The sequence below is a fragment of the Achromobacter sp. LC458 genome (genome assembly GCF_001005835.2).
GTDB classification, from domain to species: domain Bacteria; phylum Pseudomonadota; class Gammaproteobacteria; order Burkholderiales; family Burkholderiaceae_B; genus Achromobacter; species Achromobacter spanius_B.
This window is the reverse complement of record NZ_LBHW02000021.1, coordinates 1-25598: the sequence shown is the minus strand read 5'-3', so window position 1 is coordinate 25598 and position 25598 is coordinate 1. Positions and strand designations below refer to the sequence as shown.

The window sequence follows — 25598 nt, the reverse complement described above, 5'->3', positions numbered from 1 at the left end:
AAAGCCGGACAGGAAAGACAAACATTTTTTGCATACAAAGCACGGATGCAAAACCGCGTCCGGGCGCGCGTTGTGCTTGCATACGCTTTGCCCCCCAGGCCGTCATACCGCGGTGCGCGCAGCCTTATCGCCCGCGCGCACCCCCCGGCGTCAGTCCTTGGCCATCAGACCCAGGTATTCGATCAAGCCCTTTTCCTTCACATAGGTCGCCTGCGCCCACGCCTTGTAGTCTTCGCTGTTGCGATAGGCCGGCTCCTGGTTCAGCTGCTTCATCACGTCCATGCTGGCCTGGTCGAACAGCGCTTTCTTGAACGCATCGTGCAAGGTCTTGACCACGGCGGGGTCCATGCCCTTGGGGCCGGCCAAGCCATACGGGGACGTGGACACGACCTTGTAGCCCAGCTCTTGCGCCGTGGGCACGTCGGGCCAGCGCGTGGTGCGCTTTTCGCCAAAGGTCACCAGCAGCCGCATCTTGCCCGAGTCCACGAACTGGTCCCAGCCCGTGGCGTCGCTTTGCGCCATGACGTGGCCGCCCAGCAGCGCCTGCTGCATGTCGGCGTTGCCCTTGAACGGCACGTGGTTCAGCTTGACCTTGGCGTTGATGGCGATTTCTTCAATCAGCAGATGCGGCGACGAGCCGATGCCCGTGGAGCCGTAGTCGATGGTGCCCGGCGCCTTGCGAGCCGCCTCGATGTATTCGTTAAACGTCTTGTACGGCGAATCCGAGCGCACGGTGAAGCCGAACGTATAGCCCGACAGCCCGATGATGAAGCTGAAATCGTTGATCGGGTCCCAGCTGCTTTTCTGCATGTAGGGCATGCGCAGCATAGCCAGCGTGTAGAGCGCGATCGTGTAGCCGTCGGGCTTGGCGGTGCGCGCCATGGTGGCCGTGCCCAGCGTGCCGCCCGCGCCGGGGCGGTTTTCCACGATGACCGGTTGCCCCAGGTACTTGGAGGCGTCCTGCGCCACGATGCGCAGGTGGCGGTCGGTCGAGCCGCCAGCCGGGAACGGCACGATCAGGGTGATGGGCTTGGTGGGAAAAGCGGCTTGCGCGCTGGCGGCCAGCGGCACGGCGGCGCCAACGGCGGCAAGCAGCAATGCGCCCAGGCAGGCGCGGCGCAAAGGCATCTTCAGCATGGGTTGTCTCCTGTGGTGTTGTTGTGATGTGTTGTGGTCGGTCGTCGGTTGTCGCTGAAAGGGCGGGGGGGGCGGCGTCGGTTCAGTCGCGCAAGGCCACCTTGACCGGCAATCGCGCCAACGCCTCGCGCAGCTGCTCCTTCAGCGGCGCGGGCGCGTCGGCGTCCGCCTGGACGGCGACATCCGGTTGTGCATCGGCCAGCACGCGGAAGATCTTGCTGTCTTCCGTCAGGCCGGCCGCTTGCAGGGTGCGCGCCACCACGGCCTCTACCGAGACGGCAGTGGCCAGGCGGCGCAAATCGGGTTTGTAGATCTTGCCCACATTGGTCATGGGCATGGCGTCCAGCACGATCACGCGCTTGGGCCGCGCCGGGCCTTCGTCCACATGGGCGGCGGCGTAGGCAACCAGTTCGGCCTCCGTGACCTCGGCGCCCTCCATCAGCGTGACGAAGGCCACGGGCAGCTCGCCGGCGTAGGCGTCCGGCGCGCCGACCGCCGCGCACAGGTGCACGCCGGGGTGCGTGGCCAGGGCGTCTTCGATGGTCTTGGGATCGATGTTGTGGCCGCCCCGGATGATCAGGTCCTTGGCGCGGCCTTGCAGGTGCAGCCGGCCTTCGTCGTCCATGAAGCCGACGTCGCCGCTGATCAGCCAGCCGTCTTCCGTGAAGGCGCGGGCGGTGTCTTCCGGGTCCAGAAAGCCGGGGATCACATTCGGTGCCTTGAACAGCACCATGCCCGGCGTGCCGGGCGGCAAGTCGCGCGCGGCCTGGCCCGAGGGCACGTCCAGCCCCACGATGCGTACCTGCACGTAAGGCAGCGGGTAACCCACGCAATTGACCGGGAATACCGAGCCGGGCGGGGTGATGGACGATATGCCCGCCATTTCCGTCATGCCCAGGCTTTCGTTAACCTGCAAGCCGAACAGCCGCTTGAAGCGCGCGGCCAGTTCAGCGGGCAAGGGCGCGGCGCCCGTGCGGCAATAGCGTAGCGATGAGATATCGGCGCCGGCCAACGGTATGTCTGCCAGGGCCGCCAAAATCGTCGGCACGCCTTGCAGCGAGGTCGCGCGGTGCTTTTCCACCAGCCGCCAGTAGTTGCGCAGCACCTCGCGGTTGCGCAGCAACATGGGCGTGGGGATGACGGTTTCCACGCCCGCCGACAAGGCCGCCAGCGACGCCGGCAATACGCCCGCCACGTGAAAAAGCGGATAGCCGTTGATGACCACGTCCGTCGGCCCGGCGTTCTGCAACTGCACGGCGGCCCAGGCGGTAAAGACCTGGTTGGCGTGGGTGTGGATGGCCAGCTTGGGCGCGCCGGTGGTGCCGCCCGTGTGGAAATACGCCGCCACGTCGCTGGCGCGAATAACGCGTTCGCTAAGCAGGCGGCCGGCGGGCTGCGCGGACCGGTTGGCGTTGAAGTCCAGCGCGTAATCGGGCAGGGCGGGCCGGTCGGACAGCGCTTCGGTGTGGGGCGCCACGCGCAGGATCGTCTGCAAGGTCGGTACGCGGTCGCGCAGGCGCAGGGCCTTGGTCCACATCTCGCATTCGGCCTCGGCGCCGTAGGCGATCAGCACCTTGGCGCGCGCCGCCGTCATCAGAGACGCGAGCTTGTCTTCGGTCAGCATCGGGTTCAGCGGCTGGACGATGCCCGCCGCCTCGCCGCCCCACAGCGCCAGGTGGTATTCCAGGCAGCCGGGCAGCATGACCGCCACGGCGTCATCCGCGCGCACGCCCAGGTCGTGCAGCAGGTTGGCCGTCTGGTGGATGCCGGCCAGCAAGTCGCGGTAGCTCCAGCGGATGGCCTCGTCGTCCGGGTCGGCGGATCGCAGGAAGGTCAGCGCGGTCTTGTCGCCGAAGGCCGCGGCCGAGTTGCGGAAGATCTCGTAGGTGCTTTGCACCGTCAGCGTTTCCGCCAGCGGCCGCGCTTGCAGGCGCTGTACGTCGGCGGCGCTGCGCACGGGGAACGGCGCCGAGAATGGGGGCGACAGGGGCGGGGCGGCGTGGGCCTGCGTCATGGTGTGCCGGCCTCCGTTCACGCCTGTGCCAGCGCGATGTAGCGGCGCAGGTGGTGGTCTTCGTCGCCCAGTTGGTGGTCGATCATGACGAGGCGCTTGGCGTAGTGGGCCAGCGGCAATTCCCAGGTCATGCCGATGCCGCCATGCAGCTGGATGCTTTCTTCGGCCACCAGCGTGCCGATGCGGCCGATGGTGAACTTGGCGGCGGACAGCGCGCGTTCTCGGGTGGCGCGGTCCGGGTGGTCCAGCGCGGCGGCGGCGTTGATGACGGCTGAGCGCGCCTGTTCAATTTCCAGCAAGACATCCGCCATGCGGTGCTGCAAGGCCTGGAAGCTGCCAATAGGCGTGCCGAACTGGCGCCGCGTGCGCAAGTATTCCAAGGTGTCGTCGCGGGCGCAGTCCATGGCGCCCACGGCTTCGGCGCACAGCGCCAGGATGCCGCGCCCCACGGCGCGTTCCAGCACCGCATAGCCCGTATCCACGTCGCCCAGCAGCGCCTCGTGGCCCAGCTTGACGTTGTCCAGCGTGACTTCCGCCGCGCGCCCGCCGTCGATCAAGCCATAGCCGCGCACGCCCAGCCCGGCCGTGCCCGCGCTGACCAGGAACAGGCTGATGCCCGCTTCGTCGTCTTGCGCGCCCGAAGTGCGCGCCGACACCAGGAACAGGTCGGCATGTTCACCCGCCGTGACAACGGCCTTGGCGCCGTTCAGCACCCAGCCCTCGCCTGACCGTTCGGCGCGCGTGCTGACGCGCGACAGTTCGTAGCCCGAGTCCGGTTCGGCCTGCGCCAGCGCGGCCGTGATGCTGCCCGCGATCAGGCCGTCCAGCGCTTCGCGCTGGGCGGGCGTGCCGGCGGCGGCAATCGCGCTGCCCACCATCAAGGCGTCCAAAAAGGGTTCAACAACCAAGCCGCGCCCCAAGGCCTCGAAGACGACGGAGATATCGAAGCCCGCGCCGCCCAAGCCGCCGTCGGCTTCGGTAAACAGGGCGCCGATCGCGCCCAGCTCGGCATAACGGCGCCAGAACTGCTCGCTATAGCCTTGGGGCGATTGGGCATTGCGTTCGCGGGTCGCAAAGTCGTACTGCTCGGTGACAAAGCGGCGCAGCATGTCGGAAAGCATGCGCCGGTCTTCGGTGTGTTCAAAGTTCATGGCCGGCCCTTACAGTCCCAGGATCATCTTGGAAATGATGTTCTTTTGAATTTCGTTGGAGCCGCCGAAGATCGACAGCTTGCGGTTGTTGAAGTACTGCGCGGCGGCGCTGTCGGCGCCTTCCGGGCCGATGGAGGCGGCCTCATAGCCGTCATGCAGCGCTTCGGGCACGAAGGGGCGCGCGTACGGGCCCATTGCGCGGCGGTTCAACGCCGTGATTTCCTGGCGGATCTGCGTGCCGCGTATCTTCAGCATGGAGCTTTCCGCGCCCGGTGCACCGCCGCCCGCCACCGCCGCCACTACGCGCAGGTTGGTGGTGCGCATGTTGGCCAATTCAATTTCTACGCGCGCCAGTCGGGCGGCAAAGTCCGGGTCTTCGGCCAGGGGGCGGCCGTTCTTTTTTTGCTTGGCGGCCACGGCCTTCAAGCGTTCCAGCGCGGCGGTGGACTGGCCCACGCCAGCAATGTTGGTGCGTTCGTAGGTCAGCAGGTACTTGGCGCAGGTCCAGCCACGGTTTTCTTCGCCCACCAGGTTGGCCACCGGCACGCGCACGTCCGAGAAGAACACCTCGTTGACTTCGTGTTCGCCGTCCAGCGTGATGATGGGGCGCACTTCAATGCCGGGGCTGTTCATGTCGATCAGCAAAAAGCTGATGCCTTCCTGGCGCCGGCCTTCCTGCGACGTGCGTACCAGGCAGAAGATCATGTTGGCGTACTGGCCCAGCGTGGTCCACGTCTTCTGCCCATTGACGATGTAGTGATCGCCATCGCGCACCGCCGTGGTCTTGACCGAGGCCAGGTCGGACCCCGCGCCCGGTTCCGAATAGCCCTGGCACCACCAGTCGCTGCCGTCCAGGATGCGGGGCAGCCAGTACTGGCGCTGCGCGTCGTTGCCGTACTTGATCAGCACCGGCCCCAGCATGCTCAGGCCGAAGGGCACGATGCGCGGCGCGGCGGCCAGCGCGCATTCGTTGTCAAAGATGTACTTCTGCGTGGCGCTCCAGCCGGTGCCGCCGTATTGCACGGGCCAGTGCGTGGCCAGCCAGCCTTGTTCATTGAGGATGGCGTGCCACTGGACCATGTCGTCCTTGGTCAGCAGCTTGCCCAGGTTGACCTTGTCGGACAGGCGGCGCGGCAGCTTGGCCGCCAGGAACGCGCGTACTTCATCGCGAAAGGCATTTTCTTCGGGGGTGAATTCCAGGTCCATGACGATCCTCAGGCGATATCAAGCATAGATTTCAAACAGGCCGGCCGCGCCCATGCCGCCGCCGATGCACATGGTGACCACGGCGTAGCGGGCGCCACGGCGGCGGCCTTCGATCAGTACATGGCCGGCCAGGCGCGCGCCGGTGACGCCAAACGGGTGGCCCAGCGCGATGGAGCCGCCGTCCACGTTCAGGCGGTCCATGGGGATGCCGAGTTTTTCCTGGCAATACAGCGCTTGCGACGCAAACGCCTCGTTCAGTTCCCACAGGTCGATGTCCTCGACCTTCAAGCCGTGGCGCGCCAGCAGCTTGGGCACGGCGTAGACGGGGCCGATGCCCATTTCGTCGGGCTCGCAGCCGGCAATGGCCAGGCCCCGGAACGCGCCCAGCGGGCGGATGCCGGCGCGCTGCGCCTCGGCCGCTTCCATCAGCACGCAAGCGGCGGCGCCGTCGGACAGCTGCGACGCGTTGCCGGCCGTGACGAACTGGCCTTCGCCGCGCACGGGCGCTAGGCTCGCCAGGGCTTCGTAGGTGGTGCCGGGGCGGTTGCAGGTGTCCTGGTCCACGGTGACTTCGCGTTCGCTGACCGCGCCGGTGGCGCGGTCGGTGACGGACATGGTGGTGGTGACCGGAATGATTTCTTCGCGATAGCGGCCGGCGGCCTGCGCGGCTTCGGTGCGTGCCTGGCTTTGCGCGGCAAAGCGGTCTTGCGCTTCGCGGCTGATGCCGTAGCGCGCGGCCACGATGTCGGCCGTTTCGATCATGGGCAGGTAAAGCTCGGGCTTGTTGGCCAGGATCCACGGGTCCATGCCGCTGACGCCGTCATCGCGAGTGCGAATCTGTGACACCAATTCCACGCCGCCCGCGATCACGGCCGGCGCGCCGTCCATCACGATGCGGCCGGCGGCCGACGCAATGGCTTGCAGGCCCGACGCGCAATAACGGTTGATGGTGGCGCCGCCCACGCTGACGGGCAGGCCCGCGCGGATGACGGCTTGGCGGCCGATGTTGCGGCCGGTGGCGCCTTCCGGGTAGCCGCAGCCGATGAAGGCGTCTTCGATCATCGCGGGGTCGATGCCGGCGCGATCAACGGCGGCGCGCACCGCGTGCGCGGCCAGCGTGGGCCCGGCAATCTGGTTGAATTCGCCGCGCCCCGCCTTGGTGATGGGGGTGCGGGCGGTAGAGACGATGACGGCTTCGCGCATAAGAGTTCCAGTAAAAAGTAAGGGGCAGGGATCAGGCAGCCGTGCTAAGTGGCTGCGATCCGGTGCAGCGACCTGGCGCGGCGATCCTGGGTGGCGATCGGGGCTTGCATGGATTGCCCCGCGTTCAAGCGCCTTGATTGAGGCTGGCGAAGGTGCCGCCGGATTCGGCCAGGCGAACCAGCAAGGGCGACGGCTTCCAGAACGCCGGGTCTTCCTTGGCAAAGGCGCGGATGTCGGCCAGCACCTGCGCCGCGCCCACGCTGTCGGCGTAGTGCATCGGGCCGCCGCGATGGCGCGGAAAGCCGTAGCCGGACAGAAACACCACGTCCACGTCCGACGGCCGCAGCGCGATGCCTTCGTGCAGCACGTTGGCGGCCTCGTTGACCATGGCGGCCAGATACCGGCGCAGGATGTCCTCGTGGGTAAAGGCGCGTGGCGTAACGCCGGCGCGGCGGCGTTCTTCGTCGATGATGGCCAGCACCTCGGGGTCCGGCGTGCCCACGCGCGCGCCGTCGGGATATTGGTAGAAGCCCCGGCCCGTTTTCTGGCCGAACCAGCCGCGTTCGCACAGGCGGTCCGGGATCTGCACATAGCGCAGCGCCGGGTCGCGGGTGGCGGCGCGGCGCTTGCGCGTGGCCCAGCCGATGTCGCCGCCCGCCAGGTCCGCCATTTGATACGGGCCCATCGGGTAGCCGAATTCGCGCGCGGCGGCGTCGATGTCATAGGGCGACGCGCCGTCTTCCATCATCATGTCGGCGGCCTGGCGGTACACGGCCAGGATGCGGTTGCCAATGAAGCCGTCGCACACGCCGGCGCGCACCGGCGTCTTGCGCAGGCGGCGCGCCAATTCGAAGCCGGTGGCCACCGTGTCGGGGGCGGTATGTTCGCCCACCACGATTTCCAGCAGCTTCATGATGTTGGCCGGTGAAAAGAAGTGCAGGCCCAGCACGTCGGCCGGGCCGCGCGTGGCCGAGGCGATGCGGTTGATATCCAGGTAAGACGTGTTCGTGGCCAGCACCGCGCCGGGCTTGGCCACGCGGTCCAGCTGCGCGAAGACGGCCAGCTTGACGTCCATGTCCTCGAACACCGCCTCGATGATCAGGTCTGCATCGTCCAGCGCATCGTAGGTGGTGGCGCCGGTCAGCCGCGCCAGCCGAGCATCGCGTTCCTGCGCGCTGATGCGGCCGTTTTTCACCAGTCGGTCGTAGACCTGCGCCACGCGGGCGCGCCCCCGTTCCAGCGCGGCGTCGTCCTGTTCCACCATGACCACCGGCAAGCCCGCGTCCAGCACTGACACGGCAATGCCGGCGCCCATCGTGCCGCCGCCCACCACGCCGATCTTGTCCAGGCGGCGCGGCTTGGCTTCCTTCAGTTCGGGGATTTTCGTGGTTTCGCGTTCGGCAAAAAAGGCGTGCACCAGGCCGGCGCGTTGCGGGCTGTCCAGGCATTGCAGAAACAAGGCGCGTTCGGTACGCAGGCCCTCGTCAAACGGTTGTTCGATGGCGGCGCGCACGGCTTCGACGATCTTCGCGGGGGAATACAAACCGCGCAGGGTCTGGGCGACGCGTTCGCCGGCGGCGGCGGCTTCGGCCAGCGCGGCGGCCTTGTCGGCCAGCGCGGCGGTGGCGTCGCGGCTGCGGCGCGGGCCGGCGCCCTGTGCCAACAGCTGGCGGGTGTAGGCCAGCCCGGCCGCCAAGGCGTCGTCGCCGTCGGCCAGCGTATCCACCAAGCCCGCACGCAAAGCGGCGTCGGCCGACAGGTGCTTGCCGGACAGCATCAGGTCCAGCGCCGCCGCCGCGCCGATCAGGCGGGGCGTGCGCTGCGTGCCGCCGGCGCCCGGCAACAGGCCCAGGTTCACTTCGGGCAAGCCCAGCTTGGCGCTGGCCAGCGCCACGCGGTAGTGCGCGGCCAACGCGACTTCCAGGCCGCCGCCCAACGCCGCGCCATGCAGCACGGCGACGACGGGCTTGGTGCTGGCCTCGATGTAGTTGCACACGTCGGGCAGCGCGGGCGGCTTGGGCGGTTTGCCGAATTCGCGGATATCGGCGCCCGCGATGAAGTTCTTGCCCGCGCCCACCAACAGAATGGCGCGCACGGATGTATCGGCCTGGCCTGCCTGGATGGCGTCGGCCAGGTCGCGGCGCACATCGGCGCTCAGGGCGTTCACGGGAGGATGGTCCAGGGTGATGACCAGGATGTCTTCGTCGCGGCGCGCGTGGGCGGCGCCGGCAGGGCTGCTGTCCGTCATGGGGTCCTTGTCTCCGGTAAGGCGTCCGCCGGGGCGGCGCCTGGGCAAGCCGGTAACGGCTTATCGCTGATCGCTTGTCGCGTATCGCTGATCTCTTATTTCTTTATTCTTTCGCAGTAAAGATGTCTTGACAATGACATCTGGAATTGACACTACGGATAATAAAATTTGACAATGCCGCGCAAGGAGACACCATGGACACCAAATCCCTGACCTTGCTGGTCGACATCCTGGACGCCGGCAACCTGAGCGAAGCGGCGCGCAGGCTCAAGATGACGCGCGCCAACGTCAGCTATCACCTGAACCAGCTGGAACGGTCGGTGGGCATGCAGCTGGTGCGGCGCACGACCCGGCACGTTGAGGCCACCGAGATCGGCCTGAAGCTGTATCAACATGGCCGCAGCATTCAGGACGAGCTGGTGGCGGCGCGCGAAGCCGTCGATACGCTGGGCAAGACGCCGCAGGGCAAGGTGCGGCTGAGCGTGCCCAGTGGCTACGGGCAATTCGTGATGACGCCCTGGCTGCTGGAATTCAAGGCGGCCTATCCCGACATCGTGCTGGACGTGCTGTTCGAGAACAGCGTGGACGATCTGCTGCGCGACGAGGTCGACATCGCGGTGCGGATCATGTCCGAGCCTCCGCAAAACCTGGTGGCGCGCGAATTGGGCCTGGTGCGCTACGTGGCATGCGCGTCCCAGACCTATGCCGACGCCCGAGGCTTGCCCGAACGCCCGGAAGACCTGGCGCAACTGCCGGTCATCAGCGCCGCCGTGATCGGCAGGCCGCTGCGGCTATCGGCGTATTACGACGGCCAGCCGCGCCAGCACGTGGTGCTGGAACCGACGGTGATTTCCCGCAACTACGCATTTCTGCGCGATGCCATCCGGGCCGGGCTGGGCGTGGGCGTGGTGCCCGATTACGTGGTGCACGACGACATTGCGCGGTGCGAATTGCTGCCGGTGCTGACACCATGGCGTTTAAGCATTTTTGGACGCGGCATGTATATGCTGTACATGCCCAACCGACACCATCCGCGCGCGATTTCGATGCTGATCGAATTCATCCTGGAACGCGCGCAGCGCAGTCACGAAGGGCAGGCCGGCCTGCTGGCGGTGAAGGGCTGACAAGCGCCGGGCACGATACTTGCTGACCACCTCAACCAAAAAACGGAAAGTGGGGGCGGGATGGATAGCGCGACACCGGCGAACAAGATGCCGGACAACACGCGTGACAACACGCGGGATGACACGCGGGATGGCACGCGGGACGGCACGCAGGACAGCGCGCGGGACCGCACGCGCGACACCACAGTGCCTGACACGGCAGGCCCCGCAGCGGGCGCCGCCCAGGCGAAGGCCGTGGCGGTTGCGGCCGGCGCGGCCGAGCCAAAATCACCCGAAGAACGCGCGGCGGAAAAGTCGGGGCCGGATGATCGTGCCTCGGACGAAAAAGCCACGGTCCAGGACGCCGGCATCGTCCCCGAGCCCGCGCCTGACGTCACGCACGTCTGGGCCCGCGGCGCCTGTCTGACCACGCTGACCGTGCTGGCCGTGCTGTTCTCACTGAAGATGGCGCAGGAATTCATCGTGCCGGTGGTCATGGCCATCGTGGTCTCGTATGCGCTGGACCCGGCCGTCGCGCTGATGGAGCGCGTCCGCGTGCCGCGTCCCATCGGCATCGTCATCCTGATGGCCGTGATCGCCTTCGGCCTGGCCGGGCTGGTGTATGCCACGCAAAGCCAGGTCACTTCCATCGTGGACGCCTTGCCCGAGATCTCGGGCAAGATCTCGCGCACGCTGGGCGGCTTTGCCAGCGGCGACGGCTCCATCATCGAACGCATCAAGGGCGCGGCCAGCGTGCTGCAGGAAACCGGCGGCATCCCGCCCGGCCGCCAGGTTGTGGTGACGAAGTCGGACGCGGGATTCAGCGAATTCCTGCTGTGGGGCTCCAAGGGCCTGGCCACCTTCCTGGGCCAGGCGACGATGAGCGTATTCCTGGTGTTCTTCCTGCTGCTGTCGGGCAACGCGTTCAAGCGCAAGTTCGTCAAGGTGGCGGGCAAGACCTTGTCGCAGAAAAAGATCAGCGTGCACATGCTGGACCAGATCAACAGCTCGATCCACATGTACATGGCGATGATGCTGGTGACCAATGTGGCGCTGGGCGTGCTGTCGTGGGGGGCGTTTCGGCTGCTGGGCCTGGAAAACGCCGCCACCTGGGCCGTGGTGGCGGGCGCGCTGCACATCGTTCCGTACTTTGGCCCGCTGCTGACGGCGGTGGGCACGGGGGTGGCCGCCTTGATTCAGTTCGGCGAGATCGGGCCGGCGCTTCAGGTGGCGGGCAGTTCGGTTGTGATCGCCTTGCTGATCGGCGTGCTGGTCACCACGTGGATGTCGGGCCGCATTGCCCGGATGAACTCGGTGGCGGTGTTCATGATGCTGCTGCTGTTCACCTGGTTGTGGGGCATCTGGGGCACGCTGCTGTCCGTGCCCATCGCCTTTATCGCGAAGGTGGTGGCCGACCATATCGAAGGGCTGGAGGCCGTGTCGGAGTTCCTGGGCGAATAGCGCTGTTGGTATGCTGACGCCTCGCCACGCCGGAACCGCCATGCCCGAAACTTCCTCGCCCGCCGCCGCGTTCGCCACGCATTCGTCCCTGGCTTCCGATGTGCGCCGCACACAATTGCGGCGCATGAAAATCGCCGCGCTGGCGTTGCTGGTGGCCATGGTGTGCGGCTTCATCACCAGCCACGTCATGGGCGGGCAGGGCGCGTGGGCCTGGGTGCGGGCGTTCTGTGAAGCCGCCACCGTGGGCGCGCTGGCCGACTGGTTCGCGGTGGTGGCGCTGTTTCGCCGCCCCCTGGGCCTGCCCATCCCGCACACCGCCATCATCCCCAGCAACAAAGACCGCATCGGCGACAACCTGGCGGTGTTCGTGCGAGACCACTTCCTGGACCCGGACACCTTGATGGAAAAGCTGCGCGTCTTTGATCCCGCCGCGCGGCTGTCACGCTGGCTGGTGCGGCCCAGGCAGGCGCAGGCCTTGAGCGACGGCGCGCGCCGCGTGGCCCTGCAAACGCTGGACATGCTGGACGACCACGCCGTGCGTGGCGTGATCCAGGAATTCGTCGTGAAGAACCTGCGCCGTTGGGACGCGGCGGGCACGGTGGGCGAAGTGCTGGGATTGCTGACCCGCGACGGCCGCCATCAGGAATTGCTGGATGCCGCCATGGAACGGCTGGGCGGCTACCTGGGCCAGGACGAGGTCAAGGATCGCGCGTCGACGCTGTTGGTGAAATTCGCGCGCAAGGAATGGCCGCGCATCATCGCGGCCGTGAACGCGGTGAAGTCAGTGGACGGCATCGCCGACAACCTGGCGGACCGGCTGGCGATGGCGTTGATGGACGAGCTGCGCGACGTGCTGTCCGAACCCGACCATCCCGTGCGCCGCGACTACGAGGCGTGGGTGTTGAACTACATCGAACGCCTGAAGGCCGACCCGGCCTTGTCCGCCCAGGTTGAAGAACTGAAGCAGCGCGCCATTGACCACCCCAAGGTGCAGGAATACGTGCAAGGGCTGTGGGACGACATCCACGCGGCGCTGCGGCGCGATCTGTCCGACGAAGGCTCGGCGCTGGCGGCTCACCTTGAAAGCGCGTTGCTGGCCCTGGGCCGCAAGCTGGGCGAAGACCCCGGCCTGCGCGAAGCCATCAACAGCCACGTGCTGGGCAGCGCGCGGCGGCTGACCGGGCGGCTGCGCATCGGCGTGACGGAGCACATCTCGCGCACGGTCAAGAACTGGGACGAACGCCATCTGGTCGATGAACTGGAACTGAGCGTGGGCCGCGATCTGCAATACATCCGTTTCAACGGCACGCTGGTGGGCGGCTTGATCGGCGTGGCGTTGCACGCATTGGTGCTGCTGCTGAATCGTTAACAAGCCTGATGGCTTGTATCAGGAAGGAAGAGTGCTGGCGCGCGTTGGCGCGCCGGTGCTATTGTTTTCTGCGCCATCGGCCAGGCGGCACGGTCGCCGTGGCCGGGCATCCGCACCTTGCGTGCATGATTCCAGGAGGCACTTCATGAAGAAAATCTCGATGCTGGTCGCGGGCCTGACGTTGGCGGGCGCATCCAGCGCGGCCTTGGCCGAAGACGTCACGATGTCGTTTCTGACTGCCGAGGGCCTGGGCAAAAGCGCCGGCACGATTTCCCTGAAGGACACCAAGGGCGGCTTGCAGATCACGCCCCATCTGAAAGGCCTGCCGCCCGGCGAGCATGGGTTTCATGTGCATGAAAAAGGCTCGTGCATGCCAGGCATGGTGAACGACAAGATGGCGCCCGGCGGCGCGGCGGGCGGGCACCTGGACCCCAAGGGCACCAAGGCGCACAAGGGCCCCATGGCCACCGACGGCCATCAAGGCGATCTGCCTTTCATCGTGGTGGCCGCCGATGGCACCGCCAAAAAAGCCGTGGTGGCGCCGCATCTGAAGCTGGCCGACGTGAAAAAGCATGCGGTGATGGTGCACGTGGGCGGCGACAACTACAGCGACACCCCGGCGCCCTTGGGCGGCGGAGGCGGCCGACTGGTTTGCGGCGTGGTGAAGTAGCGCGGACAGGGCGTCAGGGCGGGGCGTCCGGACAGGGCGTGCGGGCAGGCTGTGCGGACAGGGCGTGCGGACAGGGCATGCGGGCGCGGCGTCGCCCGCCTGCCAGGGTCAGGCCAGGCCGTTGCGGCCGTACAGCCGATAGCCGTCGCGCTCGGTCAGGCGATCGTAGTAGGCCTGCACCGCGGGCAGCGCGGGCTTGTCGAAGGCAGGCAATGACGCCGCGGCGGATAGCGAGGCCGGCGGCGTCGTGGCCGGTGTGGCGGTCGGGGCGGCGGACGGTGCAGCGTTCGTAGCAGCGGGCGCTGCGGCGTTCGGCGCCAGGGACGGCAAAGCGAAGGGCGTGGCGAACCAGCGGTTGACGGACAAGCCGATGGCGATGTCCGCGAGTGTGAATGCGTCGCCCGCCACGTAGGCCTTGGTCGCCGCCAGTCGCGCGTCCAGTATCCCCATATAGAACGCCCATGCCCGGCGCGAGGCGTCGATGCTTGCCGCGTCCTGGTGTGCCAGGGAATGCCGCGCCAGCGCCATGAAAGCGTAGCTCCATGACCGGTTCAGGTCAGTGGCCTGCCAGTCCATCCATTGGTCCACGCGGGCGCGTGTCTTGCGATTGGCGGGGTAGAGCGCATCGCCGCCATATTGCGCCGCCAGGTAGCGGATGATGCTGTTGGACTCCCACAGCACGAAGTCGCCGTCTTCAATGACGGGCACCATGGCGTTCGGGTTCAGCGCCAGAAATTCCGGGTCGCTGGTGGGCCGAAAGCCCGCGCCCCAGTCTTCGCGGATGAAAGGCAGGTTCAATTCAGCACAGGTCCAAAGCACCTTGCGCACGTTGATGGACGAAGCTTTACCTAGAATTTTCAGCATCATGCGGGGGCGGCGTATTGGTGGAGTGAGCGCAAATGAAGTGACCGCAAATGAAGTGAGGGCAAATGAAGAGAGGGGCAACTAAGGGGGGATGCCATCGGCTTACCGGCGCGCGGACAGGGGCGAGTCTAACGGGCCGTGTCGTGCCCCGCCAGATACAGAAACGCCCACCGACGACCGCAACAGCCCGCGTGGCATTCGTCGTAACGTCCGGCCGGCCAGCTAGCTAGCCACCCAGCCCGCGTGGCATTCGTCGTAACGTCCGGCCAGCCCGCCAGCCCGCCAGCCCGCCTGATGGCAACGCCGCGCTAGGCGCCCGCGCCGACGCTTTCCGGCTGACTGCGCAGCCGCAACACCGGCGACGCGAACAGCACCAGGAACTGAATCACGAACCCCGCCGTGGACGCCCACAGGCACGCTTCGACCCCCACGCGCGCCGCCAGGCCCGCACCGATCAGCGCGCCGACCGGGCGGGCGCCGAACGTGGCGGTCAGGATCACCGCCGACACGCGGCCCAACAGCGCATTGGGCGTGACGGCCTGGCGCAGCGTGGTGGTGGTGATCGTCCACAGAATCGGGCCCGCGCCGAACAGAAAGAACCCCAGGGCCGCCCACACGCCGGACGGGTAGGCCAGGGTGGACAGCAAGATGCCGCTTGCCACCAACGCCGTCAACGGCCCGGCCGCGATCATCGCGCCGAAGCTAAGCCGGCGCGCCAGCCACGGCGCCGCCAACGCACCGGCCAGCATGCCGGCGCCATACACGCCCAGCGTGATGCCCACGCCCGTGGCGCTCAGGCCCAGCCGGTCGATGGCGTACGCCACGTACACCGCTTGCAGGATGAACCAGGCGGTGTTGAAGAACACGGCGGTGATCAGCACGGGACGCAGCAATGCATGCGCCGCGACAAACGCAGCGCCTTCGCGCAATTGCGCCAGGATGCCGGGGCGCAAGGGGGCGGCAACGGGCAGCGCATGCCGCGCAGGCGCCCCTGCATCAGCCCCCCCATCAGACACCGCATCAGACCCCGCATCAGACCCCGCATCCGGCGCGGCATCTTGCGGTAAGCCCGCCAGGCACACTGCCGCCAGCAGCGACAAGGTGGTGGCAAGCACATAGGCGATGGGCGCGCCCATCCAGCCCACCAGCGCGCCGCCCGCAGCCGGCCCGGCCGAGAACGCGCAGCTGCGCGCCAACTCCAGCCAGCGGTTGGCGTTGGCCAGGTCGCCGGCCCGCACCAGGCGCGGCACCAGCGCCGGGGCCGATACGTTGTACGCCACGGTGCCCACTGCACCGAGGAAGCCCAGCGCCGCCAGCCACGTCAGGTTCAGCGCGCCCATCCAAAGCAGAGCCAGCAAAACCAACAGGCTGGCCGCGCGCACGCATTCGGCCCCCGTCATCAGCGCCTTGCGCGACATTCGGTCGGCCAGGACGCCCGCCGGCAGGGACAGCAGCAGAAACGGCAAGGTCTGCGCCGATTGCAGCGCGCCGGTCTGCGCGGCCGTGGCGCCCAGCGTCAACACCGCCACCAACGGGGCGGCGGCCAATGCCATCTGTTCGGAAAACTGGGCGGCCAGGTTGGACGCGGCCAAGCGGCGAAAGGCGGCGGGCAGGGAAGACAGGACGGGCGGGACGGGCATGAAGGAATGGGGCAGGGGGCTGCAATCGCGCCGGAAACGGCAAGGGCACGATCATGATCGTGCCCTTGATGGCCTGCACTCCGGTCCTTGCCATGGACCCCGCGACGTTGGGGCGACAGGCCGCGCGGCCCGCCGCAACGGTCACACTTCCCGTCAGGGTATCGGCGGATAGTCGCCGTAGCCGTCGGGCCAGGGCGTCAGCACCTCGTAGCCGGTGTCGGTCACAACCACCATGTGTTCCCATTGCGCCGACAGCGAGCGGTCTTTGGTGACCACCGTCCAGCCGTCCGGCAATTGCTTGGTGGCCGGCTTGCCGGCGTTGATCATCGGTTCGATCGTGAACATCATGCCGGGTTGCAATACCAGCCCTTCGCCGGGGCGGCCGTAGTGCAGCACTTGCGGCTCGTCGTGATAGATCTGGCCGATGCCGTGACCGCAATATTCACGCACGATGCTGAAGTGTTCGCGATGCGCCACCGTCTGGATGGCGTGGCCGATGTCGCCCAGCGTGGCGCCGGGCTTGACGGCCATGATGCCGGCGCGCGTGGCTTCGTACGTGGTGTTGACCAGGCGCCGCGCCAAGGGGCTGGGCTGGCCCACGTAGTACATGCGGCTGGTGTCGCCAAACCAGCCATCCTTGATGACGGCCACGTCGATGTTCAGGATGTCGCCGTTTTTCAGCACCTTGGCCGACGGGATGCCGTGGCAGATGACGTGGTTGACGGACGCGCAGATCGTCTTCGGAAAGCCGTGGTAACCGACGTTGGCCGGAATGGCCTTCAACACGTTGACGATGTATTCGTTGCAGATGCGGTCGAGCTCGTCGGTGGTGACGCCGGGGCGCACGTGTTCGCCGATCATGTGCAGCACTTCGGCCGCCATGGCGCCTGCCTTGCGGGCCATGGCGATATCAGCGGCGGATTTGATGGAAACCTTGCGCGCCATTTACGCAACCTCCTGGGCGGCGTCCGGCGTGCGCCGGGACAGCGATGCAATCGTGAAGCCTTCGCTTTGTTCGATGCGGATCAGCAACTGGCAGATGTCCGCGTGGCACATCTCGGGGTAAAGCTCGGACAGCATGCCGATGCGCATCCAGTGTTCAGCTTGGGAATTGATCGAGCGGCTGAGCGCGCTGCTGGCGACACGCAGATTCTCATGCATCTGCTCGGAAATTTTGACGAGGCCCATGAAGGAACGATCCGTATATGGTTTGTATATGGATCGTATAGTACTGCGCGCGACGATCACGTGCAAACGGGGCAAACGGGGCAAACGGGGCAAACGGGGCAAACGGGGCAAACGGGGCAAACGGGGCAAACGGGGCAACCCGGGCAAAGCGGAGCAAACCGAAGCCACCCGGAGCCAGCCCTGGCCGGCGTGCGCCCCGGCTTCAGCCTTGCTGGCTGAGCGCGCGGGCGATGCGGTTTTTCGACACGGTGGTCTTGGGCACCTTGAATGGGAACCACGTACGCACGTCTTCGTCCAGGCCGATGCCATGCATGAAGTTGTAGATGGCTTTTTTCAGCGCGCGGCCCAGCGCGTCGTGGTCCACGCCCGTGGGGTCATGAAAGCCGATGTCGTTCTTGGCGAACGTGACGGGCGGCAGGGGTTGCAGCGTGACGCCGTATTCCTCGGGGTTCTTGCCCACCGGCGAATGCACCGTACAGGCAAAGCGGTGGAAGAAGCCGCTTTGGATGCAGTCGTTGGCGAACAGCTGGCGCACGTATTCCAGCGCGTCCACGGTGTCTTGCACCGTTTGCGTGGGAAAGCCGTACATCAGGTAGGCGTGCACCAGGATGCCGGCGTCGGAAAACGCCCGCGTGACGCGCGCCACCTGATCCACCGACACGCCTTTCTTCATCAGGTTCAACAAGCGGTCGGACGCCACTTCCAGCCCGCCCGACACTGCAATGCAACCGCTGTCGGCCAGCAGTTCGCACAATTCCGGGCTGAACGTTTTTTCAAAGCGGATATTGCCCCACCACGAAATGCCCGCGTTGCGGTCGATGAGTTCGGTGGCCAGCGCCTTCAGCGATTTGGGCGGCGCGGCTTCGTCCACGAAATGGAAACCGGTTTGCCCGGTTTCTTGCACGATGGCTTCGATGCGGTCGGCCAGCACCGAGGCGGATGCGCCCTCGTAACGGCCGATGTAGTCCAGGCTGACGTCGCAGAAGCTGCACTTTTTCCAGTAGCAGCCATGCGCCACGGTCAGCTTGTTCCAGCGCCCGTCGCTCCAGAGGCGGTGCATGGGGTTCAGCATGTCCAGCAGCGACAGGTAGCGGTCCAGCGGCAGGCCGTCCCACGTGGGCGTGCCGACTTCGGCAAAGGCCACGTCCGGTTCGACCAGGTTCACGTATTGGACGGCGCCGCTGTCCTTGTCGCGCAGGAACGTGCGCACCAGACGCTGGCGCGACCGCTTGCCTTGCACGTGTTCCAGCAGCGCCAGCAGCGGGCGTTCGCCGGCGTCCAGGCTGACGAAGTCAAAGTAGTCGAACACGCGCGGGTCTTTCAGTTCGCGCAGTTCGGTGTTGACGAAGCCGCCGCCCAGCACGGTGATGATGGCCGGGTCCTGCGCCTTGATGGTTTGCGCAATGCGGAACGCCGCGTATACCGCGCCCGGAAACGGCACCGACAGCAGCACCATCGTTGGCTGATGGCGGGCCAGGGCGTCGATCGTCAGGCCGTGCAGCGTGTCGTCCACCAGCGTGGGCGCGCCGGCCAGGGCGTTGGCCAAAGGGTCGAACGTGGGTTGGCTGCCGGCCAGCGATTCGGCGTAGCGCACGAACTCAAAGCGCGAGTCCACCGCGTCGCGCAGCACATCCGCCAGGTCATTCAGGTACAGCGTGGCCAGGTGCTTGGCCCGATCTTGCAGCCCCAAGGCGCCGAACGCCCAGCCCAGCGGGTCGCCACCGTCTTCGTCCATATAGACGTCCAAGGTGCTGAAACGCGGGCCTTCCGGCAGAAAGTGACGGCCCACGATGCGATGCGCCAGCGTGGAATCGCGGCCTTGCAAAAACGCGATGGTCGGGCCGATGGTGGCCAGGTACCGCGGCTGCATCGCCACGAACGCCTGGATGGCCGGCGTGTGCTTTTCAAGCGGCAACGTGGCGATCCGGTCCGCCACGGCGCGCAGGCCGTCGCCCGACAACAGGCGCAACACCAGCGCAAGCGCCAGGTCTTCCTGATAGGCAGTGACCCCCCGCGACCGCAAAAAGCCGGTCAGATAGGCGGTGGAGGGGTAGGGCGTATTGAGCTGGGTCATCGGGGGGATGATCGACAGCACACGGATAGGCAAGGTGGACATGAGGCACGGCGACGGGGCCGTCAAAGCGGGTGGGGGCGATGGGTGGCCGACGGGGTGGCCGGATACGGATGGGCTTAATTATAGGCAGGGCCGGCAACCCGGCCGCAGCGGCTAGCCTTGCCGCGCCTTCGCCCGCGAGGTCTTTTTCGCGGCGCCCGAGCGCGTGCTTTCCTTGGGCGCGGGAGCCGTGGCCGCGTGGATCTGCTCCATCCACATCAACGCGTCCGTGTACGACAGAAACTGTTGCAGGTAACCGGGCGACAACTCGCGCATGAGCGACAGCGCGCGGTGCACCAGTTGGTTGGAGTTGAGCGGGCCGGCGTTCTTGTGCACCTGCTCTTGCGACTGGCGCACCTGCCGGTCGGCGCTGACGCGCGACCAGACGCCGCGAAAATACTCCAGCATCTGCACGTCGGGATATGCCTCGCGCAGGCCAAGCGCATCGCGGTCCCAGGTCGGGTCGTTGTCCGGGGCGTCAGGGTACGTCAGGTAGGCCAGCAGTTCGGTCAGCGCGGCGGGGGCGGATTGGGGGGTGGCAGAGGCGGCAGGCGATGCCTCGGCCGATGTCGACGCGGGATGCGATGAGTGGGGCGAAGAGGGGTGCGAAGGGCGATGCGAAGAGGGGGGCGAAGCGGGCTCTGATGCCTCGGCCGAATCCATCGTCGAAGCGTCCGGCTCCACTGCCTCTAGCAGCTGCGCATAAGCGCGCAGATGCGTGTCCATCTTGTCCTCCAGCTGTTGGCGGGCAAGGCCTTGCAGGGCGGCGGTGCGCCGCGCCATGGCTTGAAGAAAGCGAAAGCGCACCGGGTCGAGGCGGTCGGCACCGCTGTCGCCCCAGGCGTCCAGGGTGGCTTGTGCCGCCAGCGTGGGCACGTCAACGCCCGCTGCGTCCGCCGCGTCGGCGGCGCCCGCGGTATCCACGGCGTGGGCGGCCTGGACGGCATTGATTGGGTCCACGGCATCCGCCGCGTCCACGCCGTCCACGCCATTCACGGCATCCACCGCGCCGCCGATATCGTCGTTACTGTTCACGCGGCTTTCCCGGCTCATTGGACGGCTTCGGGATAGGCGTGATTTCCACGCGGCGGTTCTTGGCGCGGCCGGCTTCGTCGGCGTTCGATGCCACCGGCTGCTCGGACCCAAAGGCGGCGGCGAACACGGTGGCGGACGGCACGCCTTCGTCGATCAACGCGCGCGTGACCGTCAGCGCGCGCTGCGCCGACAAGTCCCAGTTGTCCGCAAAACGGCGGTTGCCTTCGCGCACTTGCTGGTCGTCGGTGTAGCCGCTGACCATCAGGATTTCGTCGTGCGTCTTCAGGTACGCGGCCAGCGGTTCGATCAGCGTCTTCAAGACCTCGCGGCCTTCGGGCTGCAACTGGTCCGAGTTCAAGGCAAACAGCACGCTGCCGCTGATGCCGATGCGGCCGTTGATCAAGGTCACGCGGCCGGCGGCCAGCGGCCCCGCCAGCGCCTGCTCCAGCGTTTCGCGCCGCTGCGTTTCTTCCTGGCGTTGCTTGACCTCTTCTTCCAGTTGCGTCGACAGTTGCAGCTGCACGCCGATCACGCTGACCAGAATCAGCACGAACGCGCCCAGCAGCACCGACATCAAGTCGCCGAAGACGGCCCAGGCCGGTGCGGAGGCTTCGACGCCGCCGTCGATGTCCTCGCTCATGCGATCTGCTCTCCGGCGGTGGCGCGCTGGGTGGCCAGCTGTTGCAGGTTTTCAATGATCTGCTTTTGCGACATCAGGCTCAGGTCCACCACTTCGCGCGCCTGCGCCACGTAGTAGGACAGTTGCTCGTCGCCGCGCGCGATGGACTTGTCCAGCGCCGCTTCGATGCGTTGCAGGTGCGCCACCAGCTTGTCGTTGGACTCGCCGAACAGCTGCACCGCCGCGCCGAACGATTCGCCCAGGCTGGCCACTTCCACGGCGCTGCTGGTCACTGCCGCAGCCACATCGGTCAGCTTGCCGGTCTCGGCTTGGACGCGGTCGGTGAACTGCGTGCCCACGCGTTCCAGCAGCTCGGCCGACGAGGCCACCAGCGCATCCACGGCCGTGCGCTGTTCGGCGGCGGTGTGGTTGACGGCGTTAAGCAGCGTGTCCAGCGTTTCCAAGAGGCGGTTGCGCTCTTGCAGCATGTCGTTGTCGCGCACCATGCTGTCGGACAGCTTCTGGCGCAGTTCGCCGATGACGTCGGCGGCGGCCTTGGGCGCTTCCGATGCGGCTTGCACCAATCGGCCGATTTCGGTGATGGTTTCGCTGGCATGCGCCTGCGTTTGCGCGGTGATGTCGTTGGCGGTTTGCGCCAGCGTGTCGGCAACGGCGGCCAGCTTGCCGGTCCACGCGGCCAAGCGTTCTTCGTCCTTGGCGGCCAGTGCTGCTTGCAGATCGGCGTGGGATTGGTCCAGCGTTTGCAGCAACGATGCCGAATGCTGTTCGAACGTGGCGGCGGCGGCCTCCAGCGCCTGCTGGTTGCCGTCGGCCAGTTGCTGGTTGACCTGCTCCTGGCGCGTTTGGGCGTCCGTCCAGGCCTGGGTGACCTGGCTTGCCGCCGTCTCCAGGCGGGTGGACGCGGTTTCCAGCACGCTTGCCTGCGCCTCGGCCTGCGCCGTGATTGTTTGCGTGGTGTGCGCCAGCGCCTGCGTCAATTCCTGCTGGCGGGTGGCGGCCTGCGCGCCCGCCAATTCCCATTCCTGGCCCAGCGCATCGGCCAGCGCGGCCAGCTTGCCGGTCCAGGCAGCCAGGCGCGCTTCGTCCTTGGACGCCAGCGCGGCTTGCAGATCGGCGTGCGATTGATCCAGCTTTTGCAGCAGCGATGCGCCGTGCTGCTCGAACGTGGCGGCGGCGGTCGTCAGGGCTTGCTGGTTGTCGGCGGCCAGCTTCGCGCTGACCTGTTCCTGGCGCGCCTGCGCCTCGGTCCACGCCTGCGTCACGCTGCTGGCGGCGGTTTCCAGGCGGGCCGATACGCTCTCCAGCAGGCGCGCCTGCGCTTCGGTCTGGCCGGTGACGTCCAGCGCGGTCAGCGCCAGTGCGTCGCTGATTTCCTGCTGGCGCGCCACCGTGTGGTCGCCCGCGGCCTTCCACTCCTGGCCCAGCGTGGCCGCCATGGCGGTCAGCGTGCCGGTCCAGGCGGCCAGGCGTTCGTGGTCCTTGGCGGCCAGCGCCGTTTGCAGATCGGCGTGCGACTGGTCCAGCTTTTGCAGCAGCGATGCCGAATGCTGCTCGAACGCAGCGGCGGCGGTCGTCAAGGCTTGTTGGTTGTCGGCGGCCAGCTTTTCGGCCACTTCGCTCTGGCGATCCAGCGCGGTGTTCCAGCGGTCCGACACGCTGTTGGCGGCGGATTCCAGGCGGGTCGATACGTTTTGCAGCAGCTGCGCCTGCGCTTGGGCTTGCGCGCCGATGTCGCGCGCGGTGCCGGCCAGCGCGGCGCTGATGGCTTCCTGCCGAGTCGCGGCCTGCGCACCGGCCTGTTCCCATTCAGCGCGCAGGGTGGCAGCCGTAGCGGCAAGCGATTCGGTCCAGGCGGCCAGACGCGCTTCGTCCTTGGACGCCAACGCCGCTTGCAGTTCCGCATGCGACTGGTCCAGCGTGCGCAGCAGCGACGCAGAATGCTGCTCGAAGGCGGCGGCGGCGGTGGTCAGGGCTTGTTGGTTGTCGGCAGCCAGCTTTTCGGCCACTTCGCTCTGGCGATCCAGGGCAGTGTTCCAGCGGTCAGACACGTTATTGGCAGCGGCTTCCATGCGGGCCGACACCGCCTCCAGCACGCTGGCTTGCGCGGCGGCCTGGGCGTTGATGTCGCGCACGGTCTGCGCCAGCGTGTCGCTGATGGCCTGTTGCCGGGTGGCGGCTTGCGTGCCGGCCTGTTCCCATTCCTGGCGCAGCGTGGCGCCCATGGCGCCCAGCGTTTCGGTCCAGGCGGCCAGGCGTTGCTGATCGCGCGAGGCCAGTTCCGATTGCAGCAAGGTGTGCGAATCGTTCAGCGTGCGCAACAGCGATGCCGAGTGTTTTTCGAAGCTGGCGGCGGCAGCCGTCAGCGCTTGCAGATTGTCGCCTGCCAGCTTTTCGCTGACGTGTTCCTGGCGCGACAACGCCGCCGTCCAGGCCTCGGACAGGTTGCCCGACGACGCTTCCAGCCGCGCCGACACACCGTCCAGCAAGGCAGCCGAGCGCTGTTCAAAGGTTTCGGCAAAGCGGTCCAGCGAGGCGCGCAGATCTTGCGCCAGCGTCTCGCTGGCGCGTTGCTGGCCGGCCAGCGCCTGGTTCCAGATGTCGGCCACATTGCTGGTGGACGCCTGGAAGCCCGAGGTCAGGCTGCTTAGTTGCTGCTGCACGGCCTGGGCCACGGTGTCTTGCAGGCTGGCGGTTTCGCGCGACAGGCTTTCCATCGTGGCTTGCACCACCGGCTGCAAGGCAACGCCGGCAGAGCGCGCGCTTTCGGCCACGCCTTCTTTCATGGACTGCTCCATGACGGCAGCCAGGCGGGCGTACGCCGCCTCGGCTTTGCCCTGGAACGCGTCCTGGCTGGCCAACTGGCGTTCGTTCAGGGAACGCGTCTGCTGTTCCATGCCCTGCATCATGGCTTGCAGGCGGTCAACCAGCGTGGGCATGGCTTCGGCCTGGCGCTGCATGACTTCGGCCTGGCGTTGCAGCAGCTTGAACGATTCTTCGCGCTGATAGCTTTGCGAGTACACGCGCAGCGTGGTGGCGATCTTGGCGTCAAGCAGCTGCGCGGCCTGCACGCGTTCGCGGCGGCACAGCGCGGCCAGCAGGCCCAGCATGGCGGATGTGGCTACGCCGGCAATCGAGGTGCCGAACGCAAAGCCCAGGCCCTTGACCGGCGCGGCGAGCGAGGCGCGGATGGCGCCCAGGTCAGTGGCGCTTTCCAAGGCCATGCCGGTGCCGCGCAGCGTCACGACCATGCCTAAAAAGGTGCCCAGCATGCCCAGCAAAACCAGCAGGCCGACCAGATAAGGGGCCAGCGCCGGGCCGGGCAAACCCACCCGTTCGCCTTCCACGCGCAGCCGGACGGCGTTGCGCAGGCTGGCCGGTAATTGGTCCAGCCACGAGGCCAGGCTGGCCGGCGGTTCGTTCAGTGACGTGCTGGCGCGCGCCAGTCCGCTGGTGGCCTGCTGATACCGCAGCAGTTCCCAAGCGCCCGCCAGATAGCAGATGCCGATCAGCAGCGTCACGGCCAGCGCCAACGGGTTCGTCCCCGCATAGCCCGCGCCAATCCAGCCCACAACGGCCAAGCCGGCCACAAATACAACGAAATTGATCAGAGTCTTGGACATGGTGTCCTGGTTAGCTGGCGCGAAGGGCGGCAAGCAGCCCTTCGACCGGTTGTAGTCGAACATCCAATTCGGCAAGCAGGACGCTGCGCATATCCTTGCGGAAAACGTCCAGCCAGGCGCCGGGGGTGACAGGCGGTGTTGCGGTTGCCGGCGCGGGCGCCTTGCCGTTGCCGTTATCCAGCTTGGCGGCGCCATCGGTGGGCGGTGTAGCGTCGGCTTCGGCAGCGGGTGCGTCCACAGACGCATCCACGGGCGCCAACGCCGCCGCCTCGGCCATCCGCAAGCGCTCGAAATGCCCCTGCAAAAGCTTGGGGATCGCGCCGAACAGCGCGCGTTCCTTGGGCAGCAGCGCCCGGTCCATGATGGCGTCCACCACGGCCAGACGGGTCATCTCGCCATTTTTGGCCGCGACCATTCCGCGCAGACGGCTGCGCAAGTTGCCCACGCTGGTTTCCATCGTGTGCTGCAACGACAGGTAGCGCTGGCGAAAATTCGAGTAATCGGCCTCGGCCTGCTCGACGGCCGCCGACTTCTTGGCCGGCGCCTGTCCCGGCACGATCCGCTTGGCGCTTGTGGCTGCCGTGTCGCTGGCGATGGCGTCTGCCAGCGTCGTGCGAACGCGCGCGCATTCCCGCTCTTCGGCGCTGCTGAACATGCGCGCGCCGGGGGCGATCACCGGCGGGCTCGTGTTCAGGGCCGCGGACAATGCGATCGCGTCCGTCCAACCAAGCCACTGGCTCAAATGGTCGGACAACGATTGCCTGGATTCCGGAACGTCGACATCCGTCAGGCGAGTCAGCAAGCGAATGAGCGTCGGGCCGCTTAAACCTGTGCGCTGTGGGGCTTGCAACATACCACCAGAGTCAAAAAGGGGGGAGTTTACACGCTGGCGGGCCGCCCAAGGGTGGGGAACCATGGCGACCATGTAAATGGGGT

19 protein-coding genes are annotated in these 25598 nt (G+C 67.0%); 4 read left to right on the top strand and 15 right to left on the bottom strand.

Annotated elements, in window-relative coordinates:
• Window positions 1–150: 150 nt before the first annotated feature.
• The 6 genes from YH64_RS17940 to YH64_RS17915 all read right to left on the bottom strand — a co-directional run bounded on the left by YH64_RS17940 (window position 151) and on the right by YH64_RS17915 (window position 8959).
• Window positions 151–1137 (bottom strand): tripartite tricarboxylate transporter substrate binding protein, encoded by a 987-nt coding sequence (locus YH64_RS17940; RefSeq protein ID WP_046805901.1) that lies wholly within the window; start codon window positions 1135–1137, stop codon window positions 151–153.
• Between the two features lie 82 nt (window positions 1138–1219).
• On the bottom strand, window positions 1220–3151 hold the full coding sequence (locus YH64_RS17935) for an acyl-CoA synthetase (protein WP_046805902.1): 1932 nt from the start codon (window positions 3149–3151) through the stop codon (window positions 1220–1222).
• A 17-nt stretch (window positions 3152–3168) separates the two neighbouring features.
• The gene (locus YH64_RS17930) at window positions 3169–4302 is read right to left on the bottom strand and encodes an acyl-CoA dehydrogenase family protein (protein WP_046805903.1); all 1134 of its coding nucleotides are present in this window, start codon (window positions 4300–4302) and stop codon (window positions 3169–3171) included.
• Window positions 4303–4311: 9 nt separating this feature from the next.
• Window positions 4312–5508: an acyl-CoA dehydrogenase family protein gene (locus tag YH64_RS17925; protein ID WP_046805904.1), complete on the bottom strand. Its 1197-nt coding sequence runs from the start codon at window positions 5506–5508 to the stop codon at window positions 4312–4314.
• Between the two features lie 18 nt (window positions 5509–5526).
• Window positions 5527–6711: an acetyl-CoA C-acyltransferase gene (locus YH64_RS17920; RefSeq protein ID WP_046805905.1), complete on the bottom strand. Its 1185-nt coding sequence runs from the start codon at window positions 6709–6711 to the stop codon at window positions 5527–5529.
• 124 nt (window positions 6712–6835) lie between these two features.
• A complete protein-coding gene (locus tag YH64_RS17915) occupies window positions 6836–8959 on the bottom strand; it encodes a 3-hydroxyacyl-CoA dehydrogenase NAD-binding domain-containing protein (RefSeq protein WP_046805906.1) in 2124 nt (707 codons plus the stop codon).
• Window positions 8960–9153: 194 nt separating this feature from the next.
• On the opposite strand from YH64_RS17915, the gene YH64_RS17910 reads away from it, so the two are divergent.
• From YH64_RS17910 to sodC, 4 genes are all read left to right on the top strand, one after another.
• The gene (locus YH64_RS17910) at window positions 9154–10083 is read left to right on the top strand and encodes a LysR family transcriptional regulator (protein ID WP_046805907.1); all 930 of its coding nucleotides are present in this window, start codon (window positions 9154–9156) and stop codon (window positions 10081–10083) included.
• A gap of 87 nt (window positions 10084–10170) precedes the next feature.
• Entirely contained in the window at window positions 10171–11523 is a 1353-nt protein-coding gene (locus YH64_RS17905) for an AI-2E family transporter (RefSeq protein ID WP_082134549.1), read from the top strand.
• A gap of 124 nt (window positions 11524–11647) precedes the next feature.
• Window positions 11648–12892, top strand: a complete 1245-nt coding sequence (locus YH64_RS17900) for a DUF445 domain-containing protein (RefSeq protein WP_143215434.1) — start codon at window positions 11648–11650, stop codon at window positions 12890–12892.
• Between the two features lie 145 nt (window positions 12893–13037).
• A complete protein-coding gene (sodC, locus tag YH64_RS17895; protein ID WP_046805909.1) occupies window positions 13038–13562 on the top strand; it encodes a superoxide dismutase family protein in 525 nt (174 codons plus the stop codon).
• Between the two features lie 108 nt (window positions 13563–13670).
• Here sodC and YH64_RS17885 read toward each other — a convergent pair whose 3' ends face one another.
• The 9 genes from YH64_RS17885 to YH64_RS17845 form a co-directional block, all read right to left on the bottom strand.
• Window positions 13671–14426, bottom strand: coding sequence for a glutathione S-transferase (locus YH64_RS17885; RefSeq protein ID WP_046805932.1), 756 nt, complete (start codon window positions 14424–14426; stop codon window positions 13671–13673).
• 308 nt (window positions 14427–14734) lie between these two features.
• A complete protein-coding gene (locus YH64_RS17880; RefSeq protein WP_082134550.1) occupies window positions 14735–16048 on the bottom strand; it encodes an MFS transporter in 1314 nt (437 codons plus the stop codon).
• Between the two features lie 171 nt (window positions 16049–16219).
• Complete coding sequence (gene map / locus YH64_RS17875) at window positions 16220–17011, bottom strand: type I methionyl aminopeptidase (RefSeq protein ID WP_046805911.1); 792 nt, start codon at window positions 17009–17011, stop codon at window positions 16220–16222.
• Window positions 17012–17254 (bottom strand): ParD-like family protein, encoded by a 243-nt coding sequence (locus YH64_RS17870; protein ID WP_046805912.1) that lies wholly within the window; start codon window positions 17252–17254, stop codon window positions 17012–17014.
• A 202-nt stretch (window positions 17255–17456) separates the two neighbouring features.
• A complete protein-coding gene (locus YH64_RS17865; RefSeq protein WP_046805913.1) occupies window positions 17457–19370 on the bottom strand; it encodes a radical SAM protein in 1914 nt (637 codons plus the stop codon).
• Between the two features lie 111 nt (window positions 19371–19481).
• Complete coding sequence (locus YH64_RS17860) at window positions 19482–20402, bottom strand: DUF2894 domain-containing protein (RefSeq protein ID WP_255444553.1); 921 nt, start codon at window positions 20400–20402, stop codon at window positions 19482–19484.
• Window positions 20392–21042: an OmpA family protein gene (locus tag YH64_RS17855; protein WP_046805914.1), complete on the bottom strand. Its 651-nt coding sequence runs from the start codon at window positions 21040–21042 to the stop codon at window positions 20392–20394. The genes YH64_RS17860 and YH64_RS17855 overlap by 11 nt, the downstream gene beginning before the upstream one ends.
• Complete coding sequence (locus YH64_RS17850) at window positions 21039–24662, bottom strand: DUF802 domain-containing protein (protein ID WP_143215433.1); 3624 nt, start codon at window positions 24660–24662, stop codon at window positions 21039–21041. Before YH64_RS17850 ends, YH64_RS17855 begins: the two co-directional genes overlap by 4 nt.
• 10 nt (window positions 24663–24672) lie before the next feature.
• Window positions 24673–25515 carry a DUF3348 domain-containing protein gene (locus YH64_RS17845; RefSeq protein ID WP_046805915.1) on the bottom strand — a complete coding sequence of 281 codons (843 nt, stop codon included), beginning with the start codon at window positions 25513–25515 and terminating at the stop codon, window positions 24673–24675.
• Window positions 25516–25598: the final 83 nt, after the last annotated feature.